This is a genomic window from Mucilaginibacter psychrotolerans, assembly GCF_004519315.1.
Taxonomy (GTDB): domain Bacteria; phylum Bacteroidota; class Bacteroidia; order Sphingobacteriales; family Sphingobacteriaceae; genus Mucilaginibacter; species Mucilaginibacter psychrotolerans.
The window spans coordinates 1-25,289 of sequence record NZ_SOZE01000004.1 but is presented as its reverse complement, the minus strand read 5'-3'; the positions used below and the strand labels follow the sequence as shown (position 1 = coordinate 25,289).

22 protein-coding genes are annotated in these 25,289 nt (G+C 45.5%); 11 read left to right on the top strand and 11 right to left on the bottom strand.

The window, feature by feature from the left end; all coding sequences use genetic code 11:
- Positions 1–11 precede the first annotated feature (11 nt).
- From E2R66_RS05750 to E2R66_RS05735, 4 genes are all read right to left on the bottom strand, one after another.
- Positions 12–3,266 carry a SusC/RagA family TonB-linked outer membrane protein gene (locus E2R66_RS05750; protein WP_133227938.1) on the bottom strand — a complete coding sequence of 1,085 codons (3,255 nt, stop codon included), beginning with the start codon at positions 3,264–3,266 and terminating at the stop codon, positions 12–14.
- Positions 3,267–3,863: 597 nt separating this feature from the next.
- On the bottom strand, positions 3,864–5,516 hold the full coding sequence (locus tag E2R66_RS05745) for a sodium:solute symporter (protein ID WP_133227940.1): 1,653 nt from the start codon (positions 5,514–5,516) through the stop codon (positions 3,864–3,866).
- A 26-nt stretch (positions 5,517–5,542) separates the two neighbouring features.
- A complete protein-coding gene (locus E2R66_RS05740; RefSeq protein WP_133227942.1) occupies positions 5,543–6,775 on the bottom strand; it encodes an enolase C-terminal domain-like protein in 1,233 nt (410 codons plus the stop codon).
- A complete protein-coding gene (locus E2R66_RS05735; RefSeq protein ID WP_133227944.1) occupies positions 6,772–7,605 on the bottom strand; it encodes an SDR family NAD(P)-dependent oxidoreductase in 834 nt (277 codons plus the stop codon). The genes E2R66_RS05740 and E2R66_RS05735 overlap by 4 nt, the downstream gene beginning before the upstream one ends.
- Positions 7,606–8,169: 564 nt before the next feature.
- Here E2R66_RS05735 and E2R66_RS05730 point away from each other — a divergent pair.
- A complete protein-coding gene (locus E2R66_RS05730) occupies positions 8,170–9,078 on the top strand; it encodes an AraC family transcriptional regulator (protein ID WP_133227946.1) in 909 nt (302 codons plus the stop codon).
- 78 nt (positions 9,079–9,156) lie between these two features.
- Here E2R66_RS05730 and E2R66_RS05725 read toward each other — a convergent pair whose 3' ends face one another.
- The 3 genes from E2R66_RS05725 to E2R66_RS05715 all read right to left on the bottom strand — a co-directional run bounded on the left by E2R66_RS05725 (position 9,157) and on the right by E2R66_RS05715 (position 12,062).
- Positions 9,157–9,888 (bottom strand): DUF6794 domain-containing protein, encoded by a 732-nt coding sequence (locus E2R66_RS05725; RefSeq protein WP_134737907.1) that lies wholly within the window; start codon positions 9,886–9,888, stop codon positions 9,157–9,159.
- An 11-nt stretch (positions 9,889–9,899) separates the two neighbouring features.
- Positions 9,900–10,736 carry an aminotransferase class IV gene (locus E2R66_RS05720; RefSeq protein ID WP_133227950.1) on the bottom strand — a complete coding sequence of 279 codons (837 nt, stop codon included), beginning with the start codon at positions 10,734–10,736 and terminating at the stop codon, positions 9,900–9,902.
- A 279-nt stretch (positions 10,737–11,015) separates the two neighbouring features.
- The gene (locus tag E2R66_RS05715; RefSeq protein ID WP_133227952.1) at positions 11,016–12,062 is read right to left on the bottom strand and encodes an RluA family pseudouridine synthase; all 1,047 of its coding nucleotides are present in this window, start codon (positions 12,060–12,062) and stop codon (positions 11,016–11,018) included.
- Positions 12,063–12,204: 142 nt separating this feature from the next.
- Between E2R66_RS05715 and E2R66_RS05710 the strand changes: the two genes are divergently transcribed.
- From E2R66_RS05710 to E2R66_RS05695, 4 genes are all read left to right on the top strand, one after another.
- Positions 12,205–13,092, top strand: a complete 888-nt coding sequence (locus E2R66_RS05710) for a 1-aminocyclopropane-1-carboxylate deaminase/D-cysteine desulfhydrase (protein WP_133227954.1) — start codon at positions 12,205–12,207, stop codon at positions 13,090–13,092.
- Positions 13,093–13,224: 132 nt separating this feature from the next.
- Positions 13,225–13,647: a hypothetical protein gene (locus E2R66_RS05705; protein ID WP_133227956.1), complete on the top strand. Its 423-nt coding sequence runs from the start codon at positions 13,225–13,227 to the stop codon at positions 13,645–13,647.
- A 350-nt stretch (positions 13,648–13,997) separates the two neighbouring features.
- Entirely contained in the window at positions 13,998–15,329 is a 1,332-nt protein-coding gene (gene lat / locus E2R66_RS05700; RefSeq protein WP_133227958.1) for an L-lysine 6-transaminase, read from the top strand.
- 202 nt (positions 15,330–15,531) lie between these two features.
- Entirely contained in the window at positions 15,532–15,978 is a 447-nt protein-coding gene (locus E2R66_RS05695; RefSeq protein WP_133227960.1) for a hypothetical protein, read from the top strand.
- Positions 15,979–16,181: 203 nt separating this feature from the next.
- Here E2R66_RS05695 and bshB1 read toward each other — a convergent pair whose 3' ends face one another.
- Genes bshB1 through E2R66_RS05680 form a run of 3 tightly spaced genes read right to left on the bottom strand, consistent with a single transcriptional unit; the run spans position 16,182 to position 18,037 of the window.
- The gene (bshB1, locus tag E2R66_RS05690; protein WP_133228008.1) at positions 16,182–16,907 is read right to left on the bottom strand and encodes a bacillithiol biosynthesis deacetylase BshB1; all 726 of its coding nucleotides are present in this window, start codon (positions 16,905–16,907) and stop codon (positions 16,182–16,184) included.
- 15 nt (positions 16,908–16,922) lie between these two features.
- Positions 16,923–17,423 carry a glutathione peroxidase gene (locus E2R66_RS05685; protein ID WP_133227962.1) on the bottom strand — a complete coding sequence of 167 codons (501 nt, stop codon included), beginning with the start codon at positions 17,421–17,423 and terminating at the stop codon, positions 16,923–16,925.
- A complete protein-coding gene (locus tag E2R66_RS05680) occupies positions 17,423–18,037 on the bottom strand; it encodes a DUF4294 domain-containing protein (protein WP_133227964.1) in 615 nt (204 codons plus the stop codon). The genes E2R66_RS05685 and E2R66_RS05680 overlap by 1 nt, the downstream gene beginning before the upstream one ends.
- 110 nt (positions 18,038–18,147) lie before the next feature.
- On the opposite strand from E2R66_RS05680, the gene E2R66_RS05675 reads away from it, so the two are divergent.
- From E2R66_RS05675 to E2R66_RS05655, 5 genes are all read left to right on the top strand, one after another.
- Positions 18,148–20,373 (top strand): RelA/SpoT family protein, encoded by a 2,226-nt coding sequence (locus E2R66_RS05675; RefSeq protein ID WP_133227966.1) that lies wholly within the window; start codon positions 18,148–18,150, stop codon positions 20,371–20,373.
- A gap of 149 nt (positions 20,374–20,522) precedes the next feature.
- Positions 20,523–20,993 carry a Fur family transcriptional regulator gene (locus tag E2R66_RS05670; RefSeq protein WP_133227968.1) on the top strand — a complete coding sequence of 157 codons (471 nt, stop codon included), beginning with the start codon at positions 20,523–20,525 and terminating at the stop codon, positions 20,991–20,993.
- Between the two features lies 1 nt (position 20,994).
- Entirely contained in the window at positions 20,995–21,288 is a 294-nt protein-coding gene (locus E2R66_RS05665) for a DUF6922 domain-containing protein (protein ID WP_133227970.1), read from the top strand.
- Positions 21,243–21,872, top strand: a complete 630-nt coding sequence (locus tag E2R66_RS05660) for a nucleotidyl transferase AbiEii/AbiGii toxin family protein (protein ID WP_133227972.1) — start codon at positions 21,243–21,245, stop codon at positions 21,870–21,872. Before E2R66_RS05665 ends, E2R66_RS05660 begins: the two co-directional genes overlap by 46 nt.
- On the top strand, positions 21,872–23,149 hold the full coding sequence (locus E2R66_RS05655) for an adenylosuccinate synthase (protein ID WP_133227974.1): 1,278 nt from the start codon (positions 21,872–21,874) through the stop codon (positions 23,147–23,149). Before E2R66_RS05660 ends, E2R66_RS05655 begins: the two co-directional genes overlap by 1 nt.
- 130 nt (positions 23,150–23,279) lie before the next feature.
- Here E2R66_RS05655 and E2R66_RS05650 read toward each other — a convergent pair whose 3' ends face one another.
- On the bottom strand, positions 23,280–23,756 hold the full coding sequence (locus tag E2R66_RS05650; RefSeq protein WP_133227976.1) for a CPBP family intramembrane glutamic endopeptidase: 477 nt from the start codon (positions 23,754–23,756) through the stop codon (positions 23,280–23,282).
- A 102-nt stretch (positions 23,757–23,858) separates the two neighbouring features.
- Between E2R66_RS05650 and E2R66_RS05645 the strand changes: the two genes are divergently transcribed.
- The gene (locus tag E2R66_RS05645) at positions 23,859–25,148 is read left to right on the top strand and encodes an anthranilate synthase component I family protein (RefSeq protein ID WP_133227978.1); all 1,290 of its coding nucleotides are present in this window, start codon (positions 23,859–23,861) and stop codon (positions 25,146–25,148) included.
- The last annotated feature ends 141 nt before the right edge of the window (positions 25,149–25,289 follow it).

Sequence of the window (25,289 nt, the reverse complement as noted above, 5' to 3'; positions counted from 1 at the left end):
AATGGTGCTGATTATAAGTTGACATTGAGGCCTATGTTGAATACCTTTTGTATCGGGTACGAAAAACCATTGCCACCAATTTCGGGATCCCATAATTTGAAGGGGCTCCAGGTAAATAAGTTGAGGCCGTTGAAGTAGATGCGGGCCTTGGTCATGCCCAGGCGCTTGGTTAAACTGGCAGGCAGGCTATAGCCAAACTCTACCGATTTTAAGCGCAGGAAGCTGCCATCGCGCATCCACCAGGTGCTTGCCTGCCTGTTATTCTCTATCTGATTACCTGTAACACCCAGGCGTGGATATTGCGCATACAGGTTTTGGTTATCTACGCTCCAGTGGTCATCGGCAAAAGCTTTCAATAACTGCGTGTTACCGCTTGAGTAAGCACCATCCGGGCTTTGTATGAAAGGACTGGTGCGGCTTGGATCGATAAAGAAACTAACCTGTGCCTGGCCCTGGAAGAAGGCCGAAAGATCGAAACCTTTGTAGCCACCAGATAAGCCGTAACCGTAAACGATTTGCGGGATGGTTGGGTAACCAATATAGGTTTGGTCGGCACCGTCAATCTTACCATCGCCGTTCAAATCGCGGTATTTGATATCGCCGCCTTTTGGCGCAATTCCATTGGTTGAGAAAATCTGCGTTGGCGAGTTGCGCGCTTCGTTATCATCAACAAACAAACGCTCGGCTATGTAACCGTAATTACGGTTAATATCCTGGCCCGATTGATAGCGATAAGCTTCGGCATACTGGGGTTCTTCGTACTTGTCGTATTTGGTGGTGGCGAGTGTAAAGTTACCCCGTGCCTGTATCCAGCCGCTGCCGCCCAGGCTTTGCTTATAATCCGTCTGAAAATCGATACCTTTTGAATTAGCAGTACCGAAGTTTGCACTCACACCAGATTCCAGACCCATTGTAGTTGGGATGGCAGAACGCTGCTGCAGAATGTTGTAGCGATGGTATTTGTAAACCTCGGCAACAATGTTCCAGTTTTTAAACAGGGTAAGCTCTAAGCCTAAGTTAAGCTGGCGCGAAGTTTCCCAGGTGATATCGGTATTGGCATAGTTATAAACCTGTACGCCATTGCGGCCATAGCCGTTATTGGTACCAAAAACCGCAGGATTACCGCCGTTAAGGTTAACATCAGACAGGTAGAAGAAACGTTGCGCACCAATCTGGTCGTTACCTACGGTACCGTAGCTGGCCCTTACCTTCATGCGCGAGATGGCATTATCAAGGTTGCGCATGAATTTTTCTTCAGAAATTATCCACGAACCGCCGATAGTTGGGAAGAAACCCCAGCGGTGGTTAGACGAGAAACGCTCGGTACCGTTATAACCAAAGTTGAACTCTAAAAAGTAACGACTTTTGAACGAGTACGTTGCACGGCCCGCCACGGTTAAGTTGCGGTACGGCAGCGAGGTGAATAACGAGCCCGCGTTACCATACAGCGTTTGCTGGCGCGTGCCGATCAACGAGCTGCTGATGTTGTGATCGCCAAAACGTTTAGAGTAGTCCATCACGCCCTGGAAAAACAGGTAGGTGTTCAGTTGGCTGGTGTTAGGATCGCGGTAGTAGCTCAGGTATTCGGTAGCGGCACCCGGCTGCGAGTTTAACCACGATAGCGTGTACTGGTTGGTTTGCTTATCGTAGCTGCCAATGTTGTAATAAAATGGCGAATAGCCCATAGACGACTCGAAGTACGAGTAACGGTTGGTATGGAACAAGCCGTGAAAGTTAAGCCCGCTGGTCAGGAAATCTAAATTCTGATTGAGCTCTAACTGTGCCGACATGCGCGACTGCGAAAAGTTCTTATGCCCACGTAATAAAGCTGCATAAGGGTTTACGTAGCCTATATTGTTTGACTGCGCTGTGCTACCTGGGGCCACTGCGTTACCGAACAAAATGTGCTTGGTATTTTGGTTAGCATCATCGGCAGGGTACGATGCAGGGAACAGCACCGGGCTGGTGTGCATGGCTATATTATACAGATCCGTAGAAAAAGACGCATCTGAAGTTAGCGGTCCGTTGTATTCGTTAAAAGTACCCACCAGCCTTACAATCATCTCGGTTGATTTAGAAAGGTTGATGTTTACGTTAGAGCGTAACTGGTAATTTTTAAAGTTGATGTTGTTATTGTTGTTGTTCTGGATATCCTCGCGCAGAATACCATGATCAACATTGTACGAACCGGATACATAATATTTAGCTACACCGCCGCCACCGCTTACGCTCATATCTGCACGCTGGGTGTTGGTGCGGTCTTTAAACAGGGTTTTTATCCAGTCCACAGCCGGGTAAACGTATTGGTTGCTGCCCGGGGCTTTATCTAAAGTAGCCTGCGTATTGATGATTTTATTTTGGCTGAAAGGCAATGGACTCAACGGGTCGCGGGTAATGGTGGCCTCGTTAAAAAGCTTCATGTAAGTGATAGGGTCGGCCAATTCGAGATTCTTGACAGATTGCGAGGTAGAATTTTCTACACGGGCATTAATCACCGGCTTGCCAACTTTACCCTCTTTGGTGGTAACCAAAATTACGCCGTTTGCACCACGTGCGCCGTAAAGTGCCGTTGCGCTGGCATCTTTTAGGATAGAGAAGCTGGCGATATCATCTACCTGCAAACGAGCCAGGTCTGATGCGGAAAGCTCTACGTTGTCTATTAAGATAAGCGGATCTTTCTTGTAACCGAAGGTAGTTACACCGCGGATAAAGAAGGATGCGTTATCCTGGCCAGGCTGGCCGCTTGGCTGGTAAGCAATTACACCCGCAACCTGGCCTGCTAAGGCGTTGGTTAAGTTACTGGCTGGTATCTTTAAATCACCGGGGCTTACGGTGGTTACCGAACCAACTACAGCTTCCTTACGCTGCTTGCGACCATACGCGGTCACTACTACGTCGGCAAATTCATTTTTGGCTTCCCTGATGATGATAGGGTAAATGGTTTTGCCTGCTAAAACGGTGAAGTTGGTTTCTTTGTACCCCACATAGGTAACGCGGAACACCGTACCGGCATCTGCGTTTACCACGAAGTTACCGTTCACATCGGTAACGGTGGCCAGGTTCTTGCGGTTTTCGGCAACAATGCTGGCACCGATGATTTTAAGCCCTGCGGTATCGGCAACGGTACCGGTAATGGTTACTTTAGTTTGTGCAGATACGGTGCCGGCGGTGCTGCATAGTAATATGATGCAGCACAAGGCGGCGAACGTGCAATGCACTATCCTGAGTAACCAATGGCTTTTTATGCAATCGTAAAATGGTCTCATAAAGGTTTCGTCATAAATTGGTTTATCGTGAAAATATTGGGTGGCTGGCGGGCAACTGAACTTAAAAGACATAGCAATCCACCTTCACAAAATCAATTGCAAAAAATGGGATGGCCGGCCCGGTTTAAGCCTTAGTGTTTGCCTGGCGATAAATTGAGGCTACGGCTATTGGATACTTTTATCCATTGCCAAAAAAGAAGACGGGGGTTTAAGTACTTTTGGTGCGTAAGCGTGTTTCATAACTTTAAGAATTGGTAATTGGTTCTATAAATGTAGCTGCAAAAAAAACGCCTTAAAATGGATAAACCTTTAAAGGTGATGGACAATCGTATTATTTCCCTTTACACGTTATTTCAACCACCTTTCAAATACACCAATCGCCATATAACGGCGCATTATATGATTAGCCAAATACTCGTCTATTTGTCAAAAGCAATCGAATGTTATTACAAAAACAGGATTTCAAGGACTATACAGCTAAAAAAGCGTCAAAACGTGTCCGAGCGAAATGCCGTTGCATATATTATTCCGGGCCAGCGGAGATGCCGGCCATGCTAGCGAATATCGTTTAATAAAATGCGTATTAGCGATATTCGCTTATCTGAATAGCCAGGACAGGGCTATCATGATGCCCAACAAAAGCACCGACAAGAATTTATAATTCCCCAAACCTGCCCAGCCGGGGTTCTTGAGTGATTCCAGCGGCGAGCGCCAATAAAGCGTATCGCTTTCGGCATTGTGCTGCACTTTATACACCAACGAGAGGCTAATCTGCAGCAGCAGGCAAAATACAAACAGGTAAAAAGCCATCATCATAAATGGCACCTGCCCTATCAGCGATAGTGGAGCAAGCTTCCCGTACACAAATACCCCTACCCCCGCTGCCGACCCGATATACAAAGTAAGCCGTGCCGAAATAGCCGATGCCCCCCGCCAGAACACACCTAACAAAAACACGCAGGTAATAGGCGGAGCAATGTGTGCAATGATATCATTGAGTCCATTGAAGATGCTTTCGTAATTATTTAATAAAGGCAGCAATAAAAGGGATACCACAAAGGATATGCCCGCTGCAATTTTGCCGGCCCGCACCAGTTTATCGTCGCTGGCATCGGGCTTGTATCGCTTATAAATATCGTAACTGGCCAGTGTGGATATCGAATTCAGCGCGCCGGATATCTGGCTCATCAATCCGGAAAGCAGTGCCGCTACCAAAACGCCGGCGAGCCCTTTGGGTATCAGCTGTAATATCATTAGTGTATAGATACCTTTGCTGTTTACTACTTCCTTACCGCCCTCCCCTGCCGTTTTAAGGCTGCTTAAATCGAGGTGGCCGCTTTGGTACAGCGCATAAGCAAACAGCCCCGGCATTACGAAGATGAACACCGGTAATATCTTAATGAAGCCGCAAAACAGTGGACCCACACGTGCGTGATTCTCATCCTTCGCGCCCAAAACACGCTGTACGATGGTTTGGTCGGCGCACCAGTACCAAATGCCAAGCACAGGGTAACCCAACAGTACCGCATACCAGGGCAAGCCGCTGGCATCTCCATGAGGGCGCATCATCGAAAGTTTGTTCAGTTCGTTTTTCTGTTGCAGCACGTGGACCATATCATCCCAGCCGCCCATTTTATTATAAGCCACTACGCTCATGATCATAGCGCCGGCCAGCAATACTACCGTTTGTATGGATTCGGTAACTACAACTGCTTTCAGCCCGCCTACGACGGTGTAAATAGTAGTGATAACCGAGATAATGATAACGCTGGTGTACATATGAACGCCAAACAGCGTTTGCAACACAATGCCACCCGCCAACAGGGAAAACGAAATATGGATAATGATGGCCGAGAGGATAGAGATAAAGGCCAACCAGTCGCGACTGGCGCGGTCGTAACGTTTCTCCAAAAAATCGGGCAGGGTGGATACGCCCGACTTGATATAGAAAGGCACGAAAAACAAAGCCAGTAAAATCAGCGTAAACGAGGCCATCCACTCGAAGGTGCCATTGAGCAGGCCGGTATCAAAACCGCTTTGGGCCAGGCTCACCAAATGCACGCAGGATATGTTGGTGGCAAACAGCGCCAGGCCTATCATGGGCCATTTTAAGCTTTTGCCCGCCAAAAAGTAGCTACTGGCTTTATCCCGTTGGTTTGCGCGCCTATGCCGCAGCCCGGTGTACAGGCCAATGGCCAATATGGCCAACACATATAAAATACTTACCGTGGCATCAAAAGAACCTATCATAGTTTGGTATGCACTGTTTGGTAAAATTAGTTATTTAAGATGAGCAGATCGCAACTACTGCCGGGCACTTGCGGCGTTTTGTAAACGCCGCCTATTATTTGCGCAGGGTTTACGAAGTGCTTTTGCAGATGCGGAATATGCTCCAAAAACAAAGCCTCGTGCCCCATAGCAATATGGTTGAACAATACCAGATGCTGATGCAGCTGCCCCATATCGCCCACGTGCGGCACCACCGGCACCCCATACTTTTTGCACAACAGGCTCACGGCAATAAATTCGCTCACGCCGCCTACCCGCACGGCATCTACCTGTATAAACGAAGCGGAGCCCGATTGCAGGTAATTTTTGAAGATAATTTTATTGGGTACATGCTCGCCCAGTGCCAATTTTATCGGCGCAATGGCTTTTGCAAGCGTGGCATGGGCGTTTACATCATCCGGATGGGTGGGTTCTTCTACCCAATATGGGTCGATTCCTTTTAGTTTATTGCATATAGCTATGGCCTGAGGCAGGTTCCATTGCTGGTTGGCATCCAGCATCACTTTTACATCCGGGCCGGCCACTTCGCGTACGATATGCGCCCGGCGGATGTCGCGTTGCGGGTCGGCCGAACCTACCTTCAGTTTCATAGCGGTAAAGCCTTCGGCGAGGGCTTTTTTGCAATTCTCGCGGACTAATTCGTCCGAGTAATTGAACCAGCCGATGGAGGTATCGTAGCCGGGGTAGCCCTGCTCCAAAATCGGCATGCGGCTTTCTTTTGTAAGCTGCTGGCCTTTCAGCAATTCAATGGCCTGGGCAGCAGTAAGTTCATCTTCCAGATAAGACAGATCGAGCGTGCTCACGATTTGCTCAGGCGAAAGATCGATAAGCAGTTTCCAAAGCGGTACGCCGCGTTTTTTGGCCCAGAGGTCGTAACAGGCATTGGTAACAGATGCCAGCGCCAGATGCACCACCCCTTTATGCGGCCCCAGCCAGCGGAATTGCTGATCGTTACTTAGCTGAAGGAACAACGCTCCAAAATTGGCCATCACTTCTTCAATATCCTTTCCCTGCAAAGCCCTGCCATAATATTCGGCGGCTTTGCATACCAAATCGTTCCCTTCGCCTAGTGTAAAGGCAAAGCCGGAACCCACCAGGCCGCTATCATCGTGCAGTTGGGCTACGGCATAAGAGTATATTGGGTCGCGGTGGATGGCATCGCTGCCTGCATCGCCCTCCAGCGGAAAACGGGCATCGGCTACGGTTACTTTCCTGATCATGCTTGCTTTGCTTTAATATCTACGGATAGGACTGCCTTGCCATCTTTAACCTGCTGCTCCAGATATTTACGGTAGCCCAGTTCGGCACCGCCGGTTACCGGCAAAATGCAACCGGTAATAAACCGCGCCTGCTCAGATATCATGAACAAGCACGCATCGGCCACTACATCGCCCTCGGGGCAGTAACCTAAAGGGTGTATGCCATCCAGATATTCTTCTATGTGCGCGGCCTGCGGTTGCTGGTTGCTCCAGCGGCGCAGCATGGGCGTCCATACCCCGGCGGGTGCAACCGCGTTAACCCTGATGCCGAAAGGTGCATAATCAAGCGCCATTGATTTAGTGAGGGCATTCACAGCACCTTTGGTGGCGGTGTAAGCGGCATGCAGTTCCTGCCCTATATCACCCACCAGGCTGCCGGTGTTCAAAATGGTGCCTTGGGTTTTCTTCAGTTCTTCTATGCCATATTTGGCGGTATGGTAAATACCTTTAACGTTTACATTGAAAACCTTATCCCACTCCTCATCGGTGGTATCTGAAACGGTTTTTGATGGGTTGGACACTCCGGCGTTGTTATGGATTACATCTATGCGGCCAAACACCGCTACCGTTTCAACAATAGCGCGGGCAATATCGGCAGCCCTGGATACATCGGCCAGGATATAATGGATATCATCGCCGAAAAACTGCCCCTGGCATTGCTGCAGACTATCCTCTTTATGGCTGATGATGCTGAGGCGAGCACCGGCTTTATGGTAGGCTTTGGCGCATTCGTAGCCAATGCCCTCGGTACCCCCGGTTAAAAAAACAACCTTATCTTTTAGTAATTGCATAAGTGCTTATACTGGTTTTTAATTTGCAGGCAAACGCAATTCCGCATACGCGGTGTAATTGGTGCAGCCTGATGATGTAAATATTGAACGTATTTAAGCGGCGTCATTACAAAAAGCCATGCGCTTTTGCCGTAATGCTTACAATTGGTTTTGTTAAATACAATGACCAAATTTAACTGTCATTACAAAACCAGTTAATAGGTAAAACGGCTATTTTAATGGATAATTCGCCTGAATAAAAAATACACAATAATTGCCGCTGATCACCCGCATTACATAAATAAAATATAAATTTAGCGCACAATTATAAACTAAGACGGAAGTCGCGTTCGAGTTTTCCCCTCTTGAGAGGGGGCGGGCAGGGAGAGCGCGAGAGCAGTGGTATGTTATGCGATATGCATTAGCGCACAACACACCCCCTCCCCCTCTGCTCCTCCGCTAAAGCTTCAGCGGCACGCGGTCAAGGGGGAAATCGCACGGGCCGTAGCGCGCATTATTTAAAGTGATTTCTGATTATAAACCGGTGCCCTTCCTGGATGCGCCAAATATTAACAAAATAAAATAATGGGTAACTCTTTTAAACGGAAAGACGGGTTCGACGGGGAAAAGCTCATCAGCATACCGCAGAAGGTGCTATCGGGTTACGTGAAGAAGTACCCGGCGCTGTTCAATATTTATATTACCCATATCGGCTACTTCCCCAAAGCATCGTACCATTATAAGGAGCGCCGTAAGGGCTGTGTAGATAACATATTAATTTACTGCCTTAAGGGCAAGGGCTATTTTGTTATCGATAAAAAGAAATTCGAGGTTACGCCAAACCACTTCATGCTGCTGCCTGCTACCGAGCATTACATGCGCTACTGGGCCGACGACGACGACCCATGGACCATCTATTGGGTACACTTTACCGGCGATACCATCGAGGATTTCAACGCCTCCTTAAACCTCAATATTTTCAAGGGACCTGTACCTATCCCCTTCAATAACAAAGCGCTGGAGATATGGAACAATATTTACCAGAACCTGGAGATGGGCTACAGTATCGAAAACTTGTGCAATGCTACGTTTTGCCTGTATAATTTCATTGCCACCTTTTTGTTCCCCGATAAGCACATCGTGAGCGAACAGGTAGAAACAACGGATATCATCACGCTCACTATCCTCAATATGAAGCAAAACATCGAAAAGAAAATGACCGTGGAGGATATGGCCGGCCAGCATAAGTTATCCAGTTCGCATTTCAGCAGCCTTTTCCGCAAGGCAACGGGCATGCCGCCGATGGACTATTTCATCCACCTGAAAATGCAGAAAGCCTGCCAATTCTTATACGCCAACGAAGCTAAAATAAAAACCATCGCGCTCGATCTGGGCTACGATGACCCCTACTACTTCTCGCGCGTGTTCAAAAAATATATGGGCATGTCGCCGGAGCAGTACAAGCTGAATACGAATATCAGGACGCAGGTTTAAAAGCTTTTTTCAATATCGAACATCGAATGCCCAATACAAAATAATGAAGGAAAAAAATAAAGCTCTCCCAATTCAACTTTACTCTATGCCCAAATGTTCCAGTTGTAAATGTAATTCTTTCCCAATTATCATATCTTCACCAATCACTTGAAGGTTTGTTAAATTAGCCTGGTTTATCCTCACTTTGAAGAACACATTATTTACTGAGTTGATGTTGTATTTTTCTGTAATAGTCCCGTGCATCTCCAGGTCCTTTTTGGGGTCAAATGTCCAGTCTGGGTTGGGACATTCATATATGGTAGCGTTTTTGCTGCCGTCTTCCTCAACATATACCGGCATACGAATAATGACCGTATCACCCACTTTATGTTTATTGTAAACTTCGACAGCACGTTTTTCTGCAGTTGCGTTGCAATCCCCTGTCGTTTTCCAATATGCTGTATATTCGTCAACCTGGGCTTTAATATTGAGTGGTTTATTATTGAGTTTACGATGATAAGAAAGCAATATTACCGATGAAATATCATCGGGATTGTATAAGCCAATCGATTTGAAATATTTAATTAACGGCGGGTTGCGGTTACCACGAATCCAATTATTTCTAATCCATAATCCCATCGAAAAGTGTTCGGAAGAAACAGCTTCTGATTCGGGCATCGTCTTAAATTGCAACCTATGTACTGCGTTCCAGTCGTTATCCAAATATGCGAACACCTCGTTTAGGTTGGCAGGCACTTTATTTTGTGCCGTGGAGCATGCAGATGCAAGCGTTAGCAAAAACAAGATGATAGTTATGTTTTTAATGCTCATCACCTTCCTCCCTACAACTTATTCAACTCATCCATCAGCACTTTGCTTAACCGGTTAAAGTAGCGTTTTACACCGTAGCCCATTACCCATTGTATGCCGCGGCTGGCGTTGGTGAGGAAAACCTCGTCGGCCTCGTTCAGAATCTCGGGGTTTATCTGGGCCTCGGTAATGGGGATATCATTGTCCTGCGCCAACTTTATGATCACCTGGCGCATCACACCTTCCACGCAACCTTCGCTGAGTGCAGGGGTATATAAATGATCCTGATATAAAACGAAAATATTGGCGGCACCGGCCTCGCATAAAAAACCGTTGGCATTCAACAAAAAAACCTCATCCAGCTTGTTTTGCTGCCGGTAAAGGGCTGCCATTACATACAATAACGAGTTGCAGGTTTTTATGGTAGAGAGAAAATTGAGGGGCTTGGGCAGCTCGCTGTAGATATCCATAATGAGGCCGCGCTCGTTCATGAAATACCGGGGCTCATCCAGTGGGGTAATCTCAATGCAAAAACCCATCTTATTTTGGGTAGGTGTGTACAAGCCCTCTGCATCGCGGTAAACGGTAAGGCGTAAGCGGCCATGGCGTATTTTGTTGCGGCGGGCCAGCATTTCGCACTGCTCGCGCAGGAACCAGGTATCCGTTTGCGAGTAGCCATCAATTTTAAGGGCTTTCATGCCACGCTGCAGGCGTTCGGCGTGCAGCTCGGCAAATTGCAGCTTGCCCTTCATCAGTCGCATGCTCTCAAACAAGCCGTCGCCATACTTAAAGGCCCGGTTGGCTATAGTAAGTAATATGCTGTCTTCAGGAAGTATTTCGCCGTTATAATTGATGTACCTGGGAGACATTTTTAGATATGAGATTTTAGATGTGAGATTAGCTATTTAACAGATATGAGATTTTAGATGTGAGATTTGAGATTAGCTCTTTAACAGATATGAGACTTTAGATATGAGATTTGAGATTAGCTCCCTGTAATAACATTTGCAAATTTAAAAAATTATAAGGCCAATGATAAATTTCGTTTACAAAGAACCTGAAACGAATTTATTCCTGTCTCATATCTCTTGTCTCATATCTCAAATCTCACTTCTCATATCTGAGTTACTTTGGTTTTGTCTCAAATCTCATATCTCACTTCTCATATCTAAGCTGCTATACTTTCGCCATTTCTCCAACACCGTTGCAAAATCAAGCGGAAGTGGCGCCTCAAAATAAATGTCTTTTTTTAGGGAAGGATGCACAAAACCAAGCGATTGGGCATGCAGGGCCTGCCGGGGCATAATTTCGAAGCAATTCTCTACAAATTGCCTGTATTTACTGAATACGGTACCTTTCAGTATTTTATCTCCGCCGTAAGTAGCATCGCTAAACAGGGGGTGGCCAATGTGCCGCATATGCGCACGTATCTGGTGCGTGCGGCCGGTTTCCAGCTTGCACTCCAGGAGGGTAACATAGCCAAACCGCTCCAGTACCTTATAGTGGGTAACGGCCCATTTGCCTTTCTCGGGGTCGTCATATATCGACATTACGCGCCTGTCGGCTACGCTGCGGCCGATGTAGCCGCTAACAGTGCCATCTTCGGCAATATCGCCCCAGGCCAGCGCAATGTAGCGGCGATTGATGGTATGATCATAAAACTGCTTGGCCAGGTAGTTCATGCTGCGCTCGTTCTTGCTGATGAGCAGCAGGCCAGAGGTATCCTTATCTATACGGTGCACCAATCCGGGGCGACCATCGTTACCCGGCAGCGTAGGCAGCTGCTGAAAGTGGTACACCAACGCATTTACCAAGGTACCTGTATAGTTATTATAACCCGGATGCACCACCATGCCGGCGTCTTTGTTTACAATGAGCACATCGTTATCCTCGTAAACAATGTTAATGGGCAGGTTTTCGGGGTAAACTTCAGTATCGCGGGGCGGATGCGGCAACACTACCGATATCACATCCATCGGTTTTACGCGATAGCTGGCCTTTATTGGCTTATCGTTCAGCAGCACGTTGCCCGCTTCAATGGCGTTCTGGATGCGGTTGCGCGATGCATTTTCGATGCGGTGCATCAAAAACTTATCAATCCGCAGCAGCGATTGCCCTTTATCCACCACCACACGCAGGTGTTCGAATAAATCCTGCTCGTCGCTTTCTAATAATTGGGGATCCTCTGCTGCCATGGCGCAAAAGTAAGAAAAAAAAGCCCCAGCCCCCTCTAAATCTCCCCCGGCAGGGGAGACTTTGGCTTCGTCTGCATTGCTTTTTTAAAGTCCTCCCTACCGGGGAGGATTTAGGAGGGTCTTTTTCCTTACCTTCGCCCCAATGCAAATCGACCTCGACATCAACAGCCCCACCCATCAAATAACCGACCCGTTGTTTGACGCTAAGGGCATCGAGGTGTTCATCAAGCGCGATGACATGATACACCCCCTCATCTCGGGCAATAAATGGCGTAAACTGAAGTATGTACTGCAAAAAGCGCAGGCAGAGGGCAAAAGCCATTTGGTAACCTTTGGTGGCGCGTATTCCAACCACTTGCTGGCCACAGCTGCGGCGGCGGCAAAATTCGGCTTTAAGGCTACAGGAATCGTCCGTGGCGAAGAGGTGCAAAACGACACCCTATTTATGTGCCGCCTACACGGCATGCAGCTCATTTTTTCCGACAGGGACAGCTACCGCGATAAACCTGCCTTGTTCGCTCAATATTTTGGAGCAGATGCCGATGCCTTTTTCATCGACGAAGGCGGCGCATCTCCCGAAGGCGCCCGAGGCTGCAGCGAATTAATCGATGAGTTACCCGAATCCTACAACCATATCTTCTGCGCCTGTGGCACCGGGACAACTGCGGCGGGTATCATCAACGGTATCGCGCAGCACCAATTAATCACCCGCTTCCATGCCATCCCCGTTTTCAAAAAAGGTGGTTTTATTAAAAACGAGATTGACGAATACCTCCTTACCCCTATCGATTACGATTTGCACCTCCATTATCACTTCGGCGGTTACGCCAAAACCACACCCGAACTAATAGACTTCATTAAACAATTCGTAGCGAAAACTGGCGTATTGATAGAACCTGTTTACACCGGCAAAATGCTTTACGCCTTATACGATTTGGCGGCTAAAGATTATTTTAAGCCGGGCGAAAGGATACTGGCCATCCACACGGGTGGAATTTGGGGATTGCTGGGGATGAGGGAAAGATTTTAGATGTGCAAACACACTGGATATTCTCCTCATAACTATTCTGTTAGAGATACCCAAGGATTTTTATTCCTTCAGAATAGAATTACAAATCGAGGAATATAAAGTCTATTTACAAATTATTTGGGATTTTAAGTTATGATAAATTTAAATGAGCTAATCTATAATAGCGGAGATTCGACAATTGAAGGATATTCGTATAGTGCAGGAATCTTAACGTTGGACTTAAATGCAGCTGAATTTGAAAACAAGATACGAGTTAAAATCCATACTGATATGTTGTCATTTAATGGCTACTATTTAAATAACAAGATTGATTTATATAAAATCTGTAGAATCGAAATCCAACCACTAACAATGGTTCTCAATACCGAAAATGGGATTTATATCCCTGCTAAAACTTTCGAGGCGATTATGAAAGAGACCAGATTGCATTATAATTTAGCTTATGGAAAAAAGGCATCGGAGTTTAAATACCTTTTTTCTTTAACGGGGTATGATAGAATAGTAAATTGTTTGCTTTCTGACCTAAGTAGTATCACCATAATTGAGATATTTTAATTTCAAATCAACACAAGGATACCTAACTTGCACATAAGCATTGACCATTAGTGCCTACTAAATATGTACAATAGCCCCACCCGTCCGCCTGTTGTGGCAAAAAATAATTCCATGGCAGCGTACATCTGCGCAAAATCATGCCGGATTTGCACATCTGAAATCTAAAATCTGCATATCTGCACATCTTTTTTTGGCATTTGCAAATCATTTCTATCCATACTCTTTCCCACTTCGGTACAAAAACTAGGTTTAGTTAATTTAAAGTTACTTTTTGGCCAATCGGTTCAAAAACCTTTAAATTATTGTTTTTAAGGCCTTTTTGTTAGATTTGTTAAAACCAATTTATGCTTATGCCAACTTTACAGATCACCCCGCAGAACGTACAGGCCACCTTGAGTAAGCACATCCTTGCCGATGGTTTCGACCTTACCTTCGATATGGAAAAAAGCCAGGGTGTCCATATTTACGATGCCAAAAACAAGCGCACCCTGCTTGATTTTTTCACCTGCTTTGCATCTGTGCCCTTAGGCTATAACCACCCCAAAATGCTAGCAGACGAGCGTTTTAAGAAAGACCTGATGCTGGCAGCGCTTACCAACCCCTCCAACTCCGATATTTACACCGAGCAATACGCACACTTCGTGGATACCTTTAGCCGTGTGGGCATCCCCGATTATTTGCCCCATGCCTTCTTTATTGCCGGCGGCAGTTTAGCCATAGAGAACGCCCTAAAAGTGGCGATGGACTGGAAAGTACAAAAGAACTTTGCCAAAGGCTACACGCAAGAAAAAGGTCATAAAGTATTACATTTCGAAAACGCTTTCCACGGTCGCTCGGGCTATACCTTAAGCTTAACCAACACGCAGCCGGTTAAAACCAAGTGGTTTGCCAAATTCGATTGGCCGAGGGTTTCCTTACCGGAAATCCACTTCCCGCTGAATGAGAACAATATAGTAGACCTGGCGCTTCGCGAAGCAAAATCTATTGCCGAGATACGCACCGCCTTCGCCAGCAACCCCGATGATATCTGCGCCATTATCATTGAACCCATCCTGTCTGAAGGGGGCGATAAGCACGTGAGGCAGGAATTTTTGGAACAATTGAGGCAACTCGCCGATGAATATGAGGCCATGCTTATATACGACGAAGTGCAAACCGGCGTAGGCCTTAGCGGCAAGTTTTGGCTGCACCAGCATTTCGGCGAAAACGCCAGGCCGGATATCATTGCTTTTGGTAAAAAAATGCAGGTTTGCGGTATTTTGGTGGGTAACCGGGTAGACGAAGTGGAGGATAACGTATTTAAAGTGTCATCGCGCATCAACTCTACCTGGGGAGGTAGTTTGGTAGATATGGTACGGTCCGCCAAGATTATGGAAATCATAGAAGAAGATAACCTTTGCGAAAAAGCTGCCGAAACAGGTGCCTACCTGCAAAATGGCTTACATAATATTGCAGCAAAAAGCGGATTGATAAGCAACGTGCGTGGCAAAGGATTATTAACGGCTTTCGACTTCGCCGATACCGCCACACGCAATAGTTTTATAGACAAAGGGCTGGAAGATAACATCATGTACCTGGGATGCGGCGAACGCACCATCCGTTTCCGCCCGGCGCTGATTATTGAAAAGGAAAATATAGATGAGGGCTTATACAACATCGAAAAAATATTGCCTAAACTATAATATAATTGTAATAATATAGCGACAAGCACCGTTTTTTTAACAAAACCGGTGCTTTTTTCGTTTAGAATATACTATTATCGCAGCTTAGCGTTATTAGACATATTATTAACTATTATATAATGGTTTTCAAAAACAAATCGCATTCTACTAACGTTTTGTAATACATCAACTTATATAAAATAAAAAAGGGTTACTATTTAGGATGAACAGGCAAATTGAAAAATTAAAAAAACAACTGGTGGAGATAGCTGAGGTTGTTAATTCTTTCCAGTCTGAGGCCGTGCAAGTTAGAGTTGTAGACAGGCTGTTAGACGAGATTATGGAAACAGAGCGGGCGGAAACGGAAGGATCTGAAATTTTCAATAAAAGGGCGCGGAAAGCGAATGGAGAAAATGAAGATGCGCAACGCCTGAGCTTACAAAGGCGTAAAAAGCCGGGAGCTACCAAAGTATTGAACCAATTGCTATCGAGCGATTTCTTCCGTACACCACATTCTATATCGGCTATTGCAGAGTATTGTAAAGACAATTTTGATTCGGATTTCAAAACTTCCGAATTATCGGGCATATTGCTGAAGCTTGCCAAAGAGAACAAGCTGCGCCGGGAGCGCAGCGACAAAAACAACCGCTTCGAATACGTTGGGGTTTAAAACAACAAAGCCGCTCATTTTGAGCGGCTTTGTTGTTTTATTACCACGCCGTCATTGCGAGGAACGAAGCAATCTCTACGAAGCACAAGCAGACTTTCAAAGCCGCTCTGCTTACCGATGGTTGCCGCGCTGTGCCCGCCATGACGCAGTGGTTAAACGGCTTCATAACTAACCTCTAACCTCCAGTCTGTAACCTCTAAAACCTATCTTAACTCCAACAAATCATCCACGCCCAATATCTTCCTCGAGGTAAAACCTTCTGCATATTTTACGTTGATGCTTTTGCCAAATTCACGCCCGCGACCATTGATCATATCTATAAATTCGGGTGAAGAGATATAGGTCTGCGGTTCGTCTTCTTTATAATCCGGGTTATGAAACTGCGAGGCATAGGCGTAAACACTCGCTATTTTTTTGTCCCAATATTCGGTTACATCTACCAGAATATCCGGCTTGATATACCTGTCTTGTATAAAATGCAGCACCTGTTTTGGGCGCCAGGCTTCCTGCTGATTGCCATCGGCATCCAGCGTTTCTATACGGCGCAGGCCCGATAAAAAGCTCGCAGCTTCTACCAGTTCGTTGGCGCGGCCATGGTCGGGGTGGCGGTCGTGATAAGCGTTGGTGATAATAATATCAGGCTGATACTTGCGTATAGCGGCAATCACTTTCAACTGGTATTCTTTCGTGTTCTCAAAAAAGCCATCGGGCAGCTCCAGGTTCTCACGTACGGTTAATCCCAATATTTCGGCGGCTTTTGCGGCCTCTTTGTCGCGTATCTCGGCGGTACCACGGGTACCTAATTCACCACGGGTTAAATCGGCAATGCCTACGTTATGCCCAAGGGCTATGTGCTTTAAAATTACACCTGCGCAGCCAAGCTCCGCATCATCGGGGTGTACCGGCAAAACTAAAATATCTAACTTCAACATATTGCGTATAGTTTATTTATCAGGCGTAAGCAAACGCTGTACCTTTTTCCTGATTTTGGAGGCTGTTGGCTTGGTAAACGGGTAAAAATAATCAACCAGCAAGCCATCGCGGTTAATTAAATATTTGTGGAAATTCCAGCGTGGGGCAGAGCTCAGCACGCCATTTTCTTTCTTGTCGCTTAAAAACTTATAAAGCGGATGGGCATAGGGGCCCCGCACACGTATCTTATCAAAAACCGGGAAATTGTTGCCATAATTGCTACAGAAGGCGGCTATGGCCTGCCCTTCCAAAGGCTCTTGTCCGCCAAAATCATTGGAGGGAAAGGCCAGTATTTCAAAACCCTGCGGGCCAAATTCGGCTTTAAGCGCCACAAGTTCTTTCAACTGCGGGGTAAAACCACATTCAGATGCAGTGTTTACAATGAGCAGCACTTTGCCTTTATAGTCGGCAAGGCTGATAGGTTCGCCATCTAACGCGTTAACGTTAAACCCGTAAATATTTTTACTGTCCATTAATTATAGTTCGGGTTGTAGTGAACAGACTCCAATATCGACTCGATATCGCGCTGCTCTTCCCTGTCGTAGGTTTCTTTCAGGTCGTGCCCGAAAATTTTGGCTACTGATTGAATTACGAAGGCATTGAAGCCGCCTTTTAGCTCTTTAACCATGGCAAAACTGGTATTGCCCGTTTCGCGGTTAATGAGTTTAATGAGTACTTCGCCCTGGTTTATGGTAAGTTCTTTAATCTCTTTGTTGAAGATGCCTTTAATTTCAATTTCGCAGGCTTTCATCAATTCTTTTTGCTTTTTCTTATCGGCGGTTAGCGCAAGGTCGCGCTGCAGTTGGCGGTAACGTTTGCCTGCAAACTGCGCGTAGGGCAATACCTTCATTACATTGTATCGCAAACGGAAAAAATTTGCTCTGTCTTGCGCGCTCGCAAAAATACGGGTATCTACAATGCGTACTTCGGGCGTAACTATCCAGGGAATGATTTCGCCATCAACTTTTGTCGCCAAAGTTTTGATGGTATCATTTTTGCCAAGGATAACGGGAGGTGCAGGTTTATCCTGTGCCTTCAAGCCGCCGCAAGCGCAACATAATACAAGCAGAAAAGCAATAATTTTCATATATTTACTTGAACACAAAATTAAAGCATTTTATCCGGTTATTTTATAACTGCCTGCAATAATAATTATTGTTGCAAGTTGATGATATTATGTAGCATATTAGCCTATACATGAAAGATTTAGTGATTGACCTGGAAGCCGAGAAAACGGAAATACTAAAACGCTACCGTGCCCTGTTGCGTGCAAGCAAATCTACCCTGCAAAAGGGCGATAAACGCATGATACGCAAGGCGTTTGATATGGCATTGGAGAGCCATAAAGATATGCGCCGTAAAAGCGGTGAACCCTATATATACCACCCTATTGCTGTTGCCCAAATTGCTGCCGAAGAGATAGGTTTGGGTACTACATCTATCGTGTGTGCTTTGCTGCACGATGTGGTAGAAGACACCGACGTAACGCTGGAAGATATAGAGATGGAATTTGGCAAAAAGGTCGCCAAAATAATCGACGGCCTTACCAAAATATCGGGCGTATTCGATACGAACAGCTCACTGCAGGCCGAGAATTTCCGTAAAATGCTGCTTACGCTTGCCGATGACGTACGGGTGATACTGATAAAACTGGCCGATAGGCTGCATAATATGCGCACCATGGAGTTTATGCCGCGAGATAAGCAGCTTAAACTGTCCTCAGAAACGGTGTACCTGTATGCCCCATTAGCACACCGCCTGGGCTTATATGCCATAAAGTCAGAATTGGAAGACCTCTCCATGAAATATATGGAGCGCGACATGTACTCGTTCATCAAAGCCAAACTGAACGAGAAAAAAGCCGAACGAGAAAAATTCATCCGCGATTTTATAGAGCCGGTAAAAAAAGTGGTGGCCGACCAGGATTTGAACGCAGATGTTTTCGGCAGGCCGAAGTCTATCCACTCTATTTGGAATAAGATGAAGAAGAAATCGATACCCTTCGAAGAGGTGTACGATCTTTTTGCCATCCGTATTATTCTGGATAGCACGCCCGAGAACGAAAAAGCAGATTGCTGGAAAGCATACTCCATTATTACCGACCTGTACCGCCCCAATCCAGACAGGCTGCGCGATTGGATATCCTCGCCCAAGGCCAATGGCTACGAAAGTTTGCACACCACTGTAATGGGCCCGCGCGGACAATGGGTTGAGGTGCAGATACGCACCAAACGCATGAACGAGATTGCCGAGAAGGGTTTTGCCGCGCATTGGAAGTATAAGGAATCATCCTCAGATAGCGGGCTTGACCAATGGGTGCAAAAAGTGCGCGATATGCTGAAGAACCCCGATTCGAATGCACTCGACTTTTTGGACGACTTTAAGATGAACCTCTTCAGCGATGAGATATTCATCTTCACCCCAAAAGGTGCCCTGATACAATTGCCTTTAAGCGCCACCGCGCTGGATTTTGCCTTTGAGATACATACGGATGTTGGCGCTACCTGTATTGGCGCAAAAGTAAACCATAAACTGGTACCGCTTAGCTATAAACTGCAAAACGGCGACCAGGTAGAAATTATTACCTCCAGCAAGCAAACGCCAAAAGAAGACTGGTTAAATTTTGTAGTAACTGCAAAGGCAAAGGCCAAAATAAAATCGGCCTTAAAAGAAGAAAAACGCAAGGTTGCCGAAGATGGCAAAGAGATACTGGAGCGCAAACTGAAATCGCTTAAGATCACCTACAACTCCGAGAATATCCAGAAGCTGAGTTATTTCTTCAAACTTGCCTCCACCCAGGACCTGTTTTACAACGTAGCCAAGGGCCTCATAGATATGAAGGACCTGAAGGAGTATCAGGCATCGGAAAAAGTGATCGAAAACAAGCCACAGGATAAAATTGAGCACGAACAATTGGCCACCCTGGTGCGCAGCATCAAAACTAAAGACAGCGATGTACTGCTTTTTGGCGAAGACCTGCAAAAGATAGATTACAAGCTGAGCAACTGCTGCAACCCTATCCCAGGCGACGATGTGTTTGGCTTTGTTACCGTAAGTGACGGCATTAAGATTCACCGCACCAATTGCCCCAACGCAGCCAAACTGATGGCTAACTATGGCTACCGCATTGTAAAAGCCAAATGGACCAAACAATTGGAACTGGCTTTCCTTACCGGCCTGCGCATCCGCGGTATTGACGAAGTAGGGCTGATCAACAAGCTGACTACCGTGATATCCAACGATTTTAAGGTAAACATCCGCTCCATTACGGTTGATAGCGATAATGGCATATTCGAAGGTTCGATAATGATTTATGTGAATGATACCGAACATCTGAACAATCTTACCAAAAAGATTCTGCAGATAAGAGGCATTACCTCGGTGGAAAGGTTTGATTCGGTGGCAGCGGAGCGAGCATCGTAGACTCAGAGTCAAGAACCAAGAAATAAGAATCAAGAGGTTAGACGAATGAATAGGGACGTAAGAGCATTATTTTATCTTGTTTCTTGATTCTTAACTCTTGCCTCTTGTTTTATAAATTATTAATACCTTTGGAGGGTTAATTTAACATTATGCCTGTACAGGAAACCATAGCGTTGGTAAAGAAGATTTTTGAGGCTTACCTCGAAAACAAAAGCCTCCGGAAAACCCCCGAGCGCTTTGCCATACTGGAGGAGATATACTCCCGCAGCGACCATTTCGATGTGGAGAGTTTATACATCCACATGAAGAATAAAAAATACCGCGTAAGCCGCGCCACGGTATATAACACCTTAGAACTTTTAGTATCCTGCGATCTGGTTACCAAGCACCAGTTTGGCAAGAACATGGCCCAGTTCGAGAAATCGTACGGCTACAAACAGCATGACCATATCATTTGTATCGACTGCGGAAAAGTGGTAGAGTTTTGCGACCCACGCATACAGCAGATACAAAGCATGATGGGCGACATCCTGAAGTTCGATATCAAGCACCACTCACTAAACCTCTACGGTAACTGCGCTAAACTGCGCGCCGGTGCCTGCGACAGAAGAGTACAATAACATGAATAAGCCCGTTCTAAGCAAGCAAGCATTTTGGGATGTCGATATGGATAAGATCGACTACGAGAAGCATGCGCTTTATGTAATGGAAAAGGTTATCAACAGAGGGTCTCTTGAAGATATAATTTCCGTTAAAAAATTTTATGGGGACGACAAAATAAAGAAAGAAATAGTAAATGCAAGTTGGCTCGGCGACAAAGAGATATATTTTTGCTGTGCAATTTTCAACTTAGAACCTGCTGATTTTAAATGCTACATAAAAAAACAGTTGAACCCGCAACTTTGGCTCTCTTAAAAGAGTTAATGGTGTTGGATGAACTGAAGGAATTCAGATTGGTTGGTGGTACAGCATTATCTTTACTAATAGGACACAGGTCATCAATTGATTTAGATTTATTTTCAGACCATCCTTTCAATCGGGATAGCATCATCGACAAATTAAACGAAAATTACGCCTCATTTCAGTTCCAGGGAATAACAAGTGCCCGCTTATTTTTCACAATAATTAATGATGTTAAAGTTGATTTTGCCAATCCATTTGAAAAGTTCGCGTACGATTACACCGTTATTGACGAAATAAGATTTGCTGCCATTGAAGAAATAATAGCTTTAAAACTAAATGCGATAGCAGGCAGAGGCGCAAAAAAGGACTTTTGGGATTTGCACGCACTGTTGGACATATACTCTTTTGAGCAGATGATATCTTTTTATCATAAACGATATCCGAATAATTCTCTCGGTATGGTTGCCAAATCAATTTCTTACTTTGCTGTCGCCGATTTGCAACCTGACCCTTATTGCTTTAAAAATCTTCAATGGGAGAACATCAAAAGCAACATTCTAACTAAATTCAATACTTATATTCAAAATATTAATTAATGGCTGTTGACGTATTATTAGGCCTCCAGTGGGGCGACGAAGGTAAAGGCAAAATTGTTGATGTACTGAGCGCAGGTTACGACCTGATAGCCCGTTTTCAGGGCGGCCCAAATGCCGGCCATACCCTGGAGTTTGAAGGCAAAAAATTTGTGCTGAATACCATCCCTTCGGGTATATTTTTCGATAACACCATGAACCTTATCGGCAATGGCGTAGTTATCGATCCTATCACGCTTAAAAAAGAGCTGGATAAGCTAAGGGATGCCGGTCATGATTTGCTGGCCAAAAATAACCTGATGATCGCCAAAAAGGCGCACCTGATATTACCTACCCACCAATTGCTTGATGCCGCTTCTGAGAAGAAAATGGGCGATGGTAAAATTGGTTCAACCCTAAAAGGTATCGGCCCGACTTATATGGATAAAACCGGCCGCAACGGTTTGCGCATTGGCGATATCACCCTGCCCGATTTTAAAGAGCGTTACCAGAAACTGGTTGACAAACATACTGCAATGCTGCAAGCCATGTATGGTGAAGTAGCCGATTTCAGCGAGCGCGAAGCTTTGTTTTTTGAGGCGATAGACTTCATTAAACAGTTCCCGCTAGTTGATAGTGAGCATTTGGTGAATAACTACATTAAAGAAGGCAAAAAAGTACTGGCAGAAGGCGCACAGGGCGCTATGCTGGATATTGATTTTGGTTCGTACCCTTTTGTAACTTCATCTAATACTACTGCAGCCGGCGCTTGTACCGGTTTGGGTATTGCCCCAAGCCAGATAGGCGACGTAATAGGCATTTTTAAAGCCTATTGCACCCGTGTAGGCGGTGGCCCCTTCCCTACCGAACTGAACGACGAAACAGGCGAAGAGTTACGCCGTATAGGTCACGAATTTGGTGCCACCACTGGTCGCCCGCGCCGTACCGGCTGGATAGACCTTCCTGCCCTTAAATACGCCATCATGCTGAACGGGGTTACCCAACTGGTAATGACCAAAGCCGATGTATTGAGCGGTTTCGATAAGATTTACGCCTGCACGCACTACAATTACCTGGGCGAACAAATAGACTACATGCCTTACGACATCTGCTCGGTTGATGCCCATCCGGTTTTAAAAGAAATCGACGGCTGGAACGAAGACCTTACCGGCATTACCGAACTAAACGAGATACCGGAGAAACTGCAGAACTACATCGATTATCTGGAAGCCGAACTGGGCGTACCTGTAAAATGGTTATCGGTAGGGCCGGATAGGAAGCAGACGCTGGTATTGCACTAATGTAATACTGTCATATCGCCGGGTTCAACACTGGCAATACCGAATAAAACTTTAAAGGCTCCGATAAAACGGAGCCTTTTTCTTTTCCTTTGCTTGCTCGCATACGTCTTCAGTGTCTACACCGAGAATATCACACAAACAGAATCCCAAAGAGATTATATAAACAGTGCAGTAACGCCACCCACCAAAATGCCTTATAACCGTTTGCCTGGCAATACAGAAAAAGGTAATTCATGATAAGCCCCCCAATAAACATAGCCATAATATAAAGGGGATTGTAGTAATGGCTAAGCCCGAATAAGACAGCAGGAATTGTTAGCAGTAGGTAGAAATTACGTATGCCTATCCTCTTTAATAGTTTGATGACGGCATATTGAAAGATAAGGGTTTCTATCAAGGGCGCTACGATACAGGCCAGGAACAATTGCTCCGGCACCGATTCTTTGTCGATTGGGTTACCGTCTAAACCAGGGAAAAAAGTTGACCCAATATAATCAAACAGGTAGCCGTTGCATAAAGAAAAGACAAAACAGACCAAGAATACCTTGGCAAACTTACTATTACCAGCAAGCGCAGGCTTATTGTACTCAGCAATTTCATATCCCATGGCAACAACGTTATTGAACAGTAAAAATGCCGGTAATAATTTGGAAAACAAAAAGCTTAGTTTAACCTTTGTCGGTGTTAATAATTCCCTATCCGGTAGCCTGTGATTTTCGATATTAATGATCCGCAAATTTTCAAGGAAAAAGCACTCGACTGGGCCGCCACATTTGACACTATTTGCTACCTCGACAGCAACAACTACACGGACCCCTACGGAAAATTCGATACGCTGATAGCGATTGGTGTAAAAGATGAAATCAAATCGAATACCGGCGATTCTTTTAAGAAAATTGAAGATTTCCGCAGGAAAAACGCCGGCTTTATCACGGGTTTTTTTGGTTACGATCTCAAAAACGAGGTAGAGAATTTAGCCTCGAACAACCCCGACGGGCTACAATTTCCCGACCTGTACTTCTTCGCTCCACAAATCGTAATCACCATCAATAGAAACACGGTGGAGATAATTGGAGAGAATGAAGCTGAAATTTTCGAAAAGGTGGAGAGATTCAAACTTTCCCCACATGAGGGTTCCACATCCCTAAACATCCAGGCACGTTTCAGCAAGGCGGAGTATGTGGCAACCGTCGAAAAAATAAAAGCACACATCGCCCACGGCGATATTTATGTAACCAACTTTTGCCAGGAGTTTTATGCAGATAATGCTAAGATAGACCCCCTAAACATTTTCAATAAGCTAAACAGCTTATCCCCAACGCCCTTTGCGAGTTATTTTAAATGGAAGGGCAACCATATCATCTGCGCCTCGCCCGAGCGCTTTTTGGCAAAACGGGGCAGCAAACTAATCTCCCAACCAATAAAAGGCACGGCCAGGCGCGATGAGGACAAATCCATCGACCAAAGCATCAAACAGGAACTCCGCAGCACCCCAAAAGAACTACAGGAGAACGTAATGATCGTAGATCTGGTACGTAACGATCTCACGCATTCGGCTAAACCCGGTACGGTAATGGCTGAAGAGCTTTTTGGCATACACAGCTTTAAGCAGGTGCATCAGATGGTATCGACGGTGGTATGCGAGCTGCACGACGATGTAAGCGCCGTACAAGCCGTTATGAACACCTTCCCCATGGGCAGCATGACAGGAGCCCCCAAAATAAGTGCCATGCAACTGATGGAGCAATACGAGCGCAGCAAGCGTGGCGTATATTCAGGCGCTATCGGTTATTTCGCACCGGATGGCGATTTCGATTTTAATGTAGTGATACGTACACTGCTATATAACTCCACAGAAAAATACCTGTCGTTCCATGTTGGCGGGGCCGTCACCTACCATGCGGACCCGCAAAGGGAGTATGAAGAATGTTTGTTAAAGGCTAAAGCTATCTTGGAGGTGCTGGGCGTGCGCAACAAAATGCAATTGCCTAACGTTTGATATTTGCATATATTTATATCATAGGATTATGTATTTAGTTCGCAAAGCGTTTTTTTTGTTAATAAATTATTGATAATCAGTAAGTTATTTAGTATATTTAAGCTAAATAACTTGCTATGTTTAGCGGAATTAGTATCAACG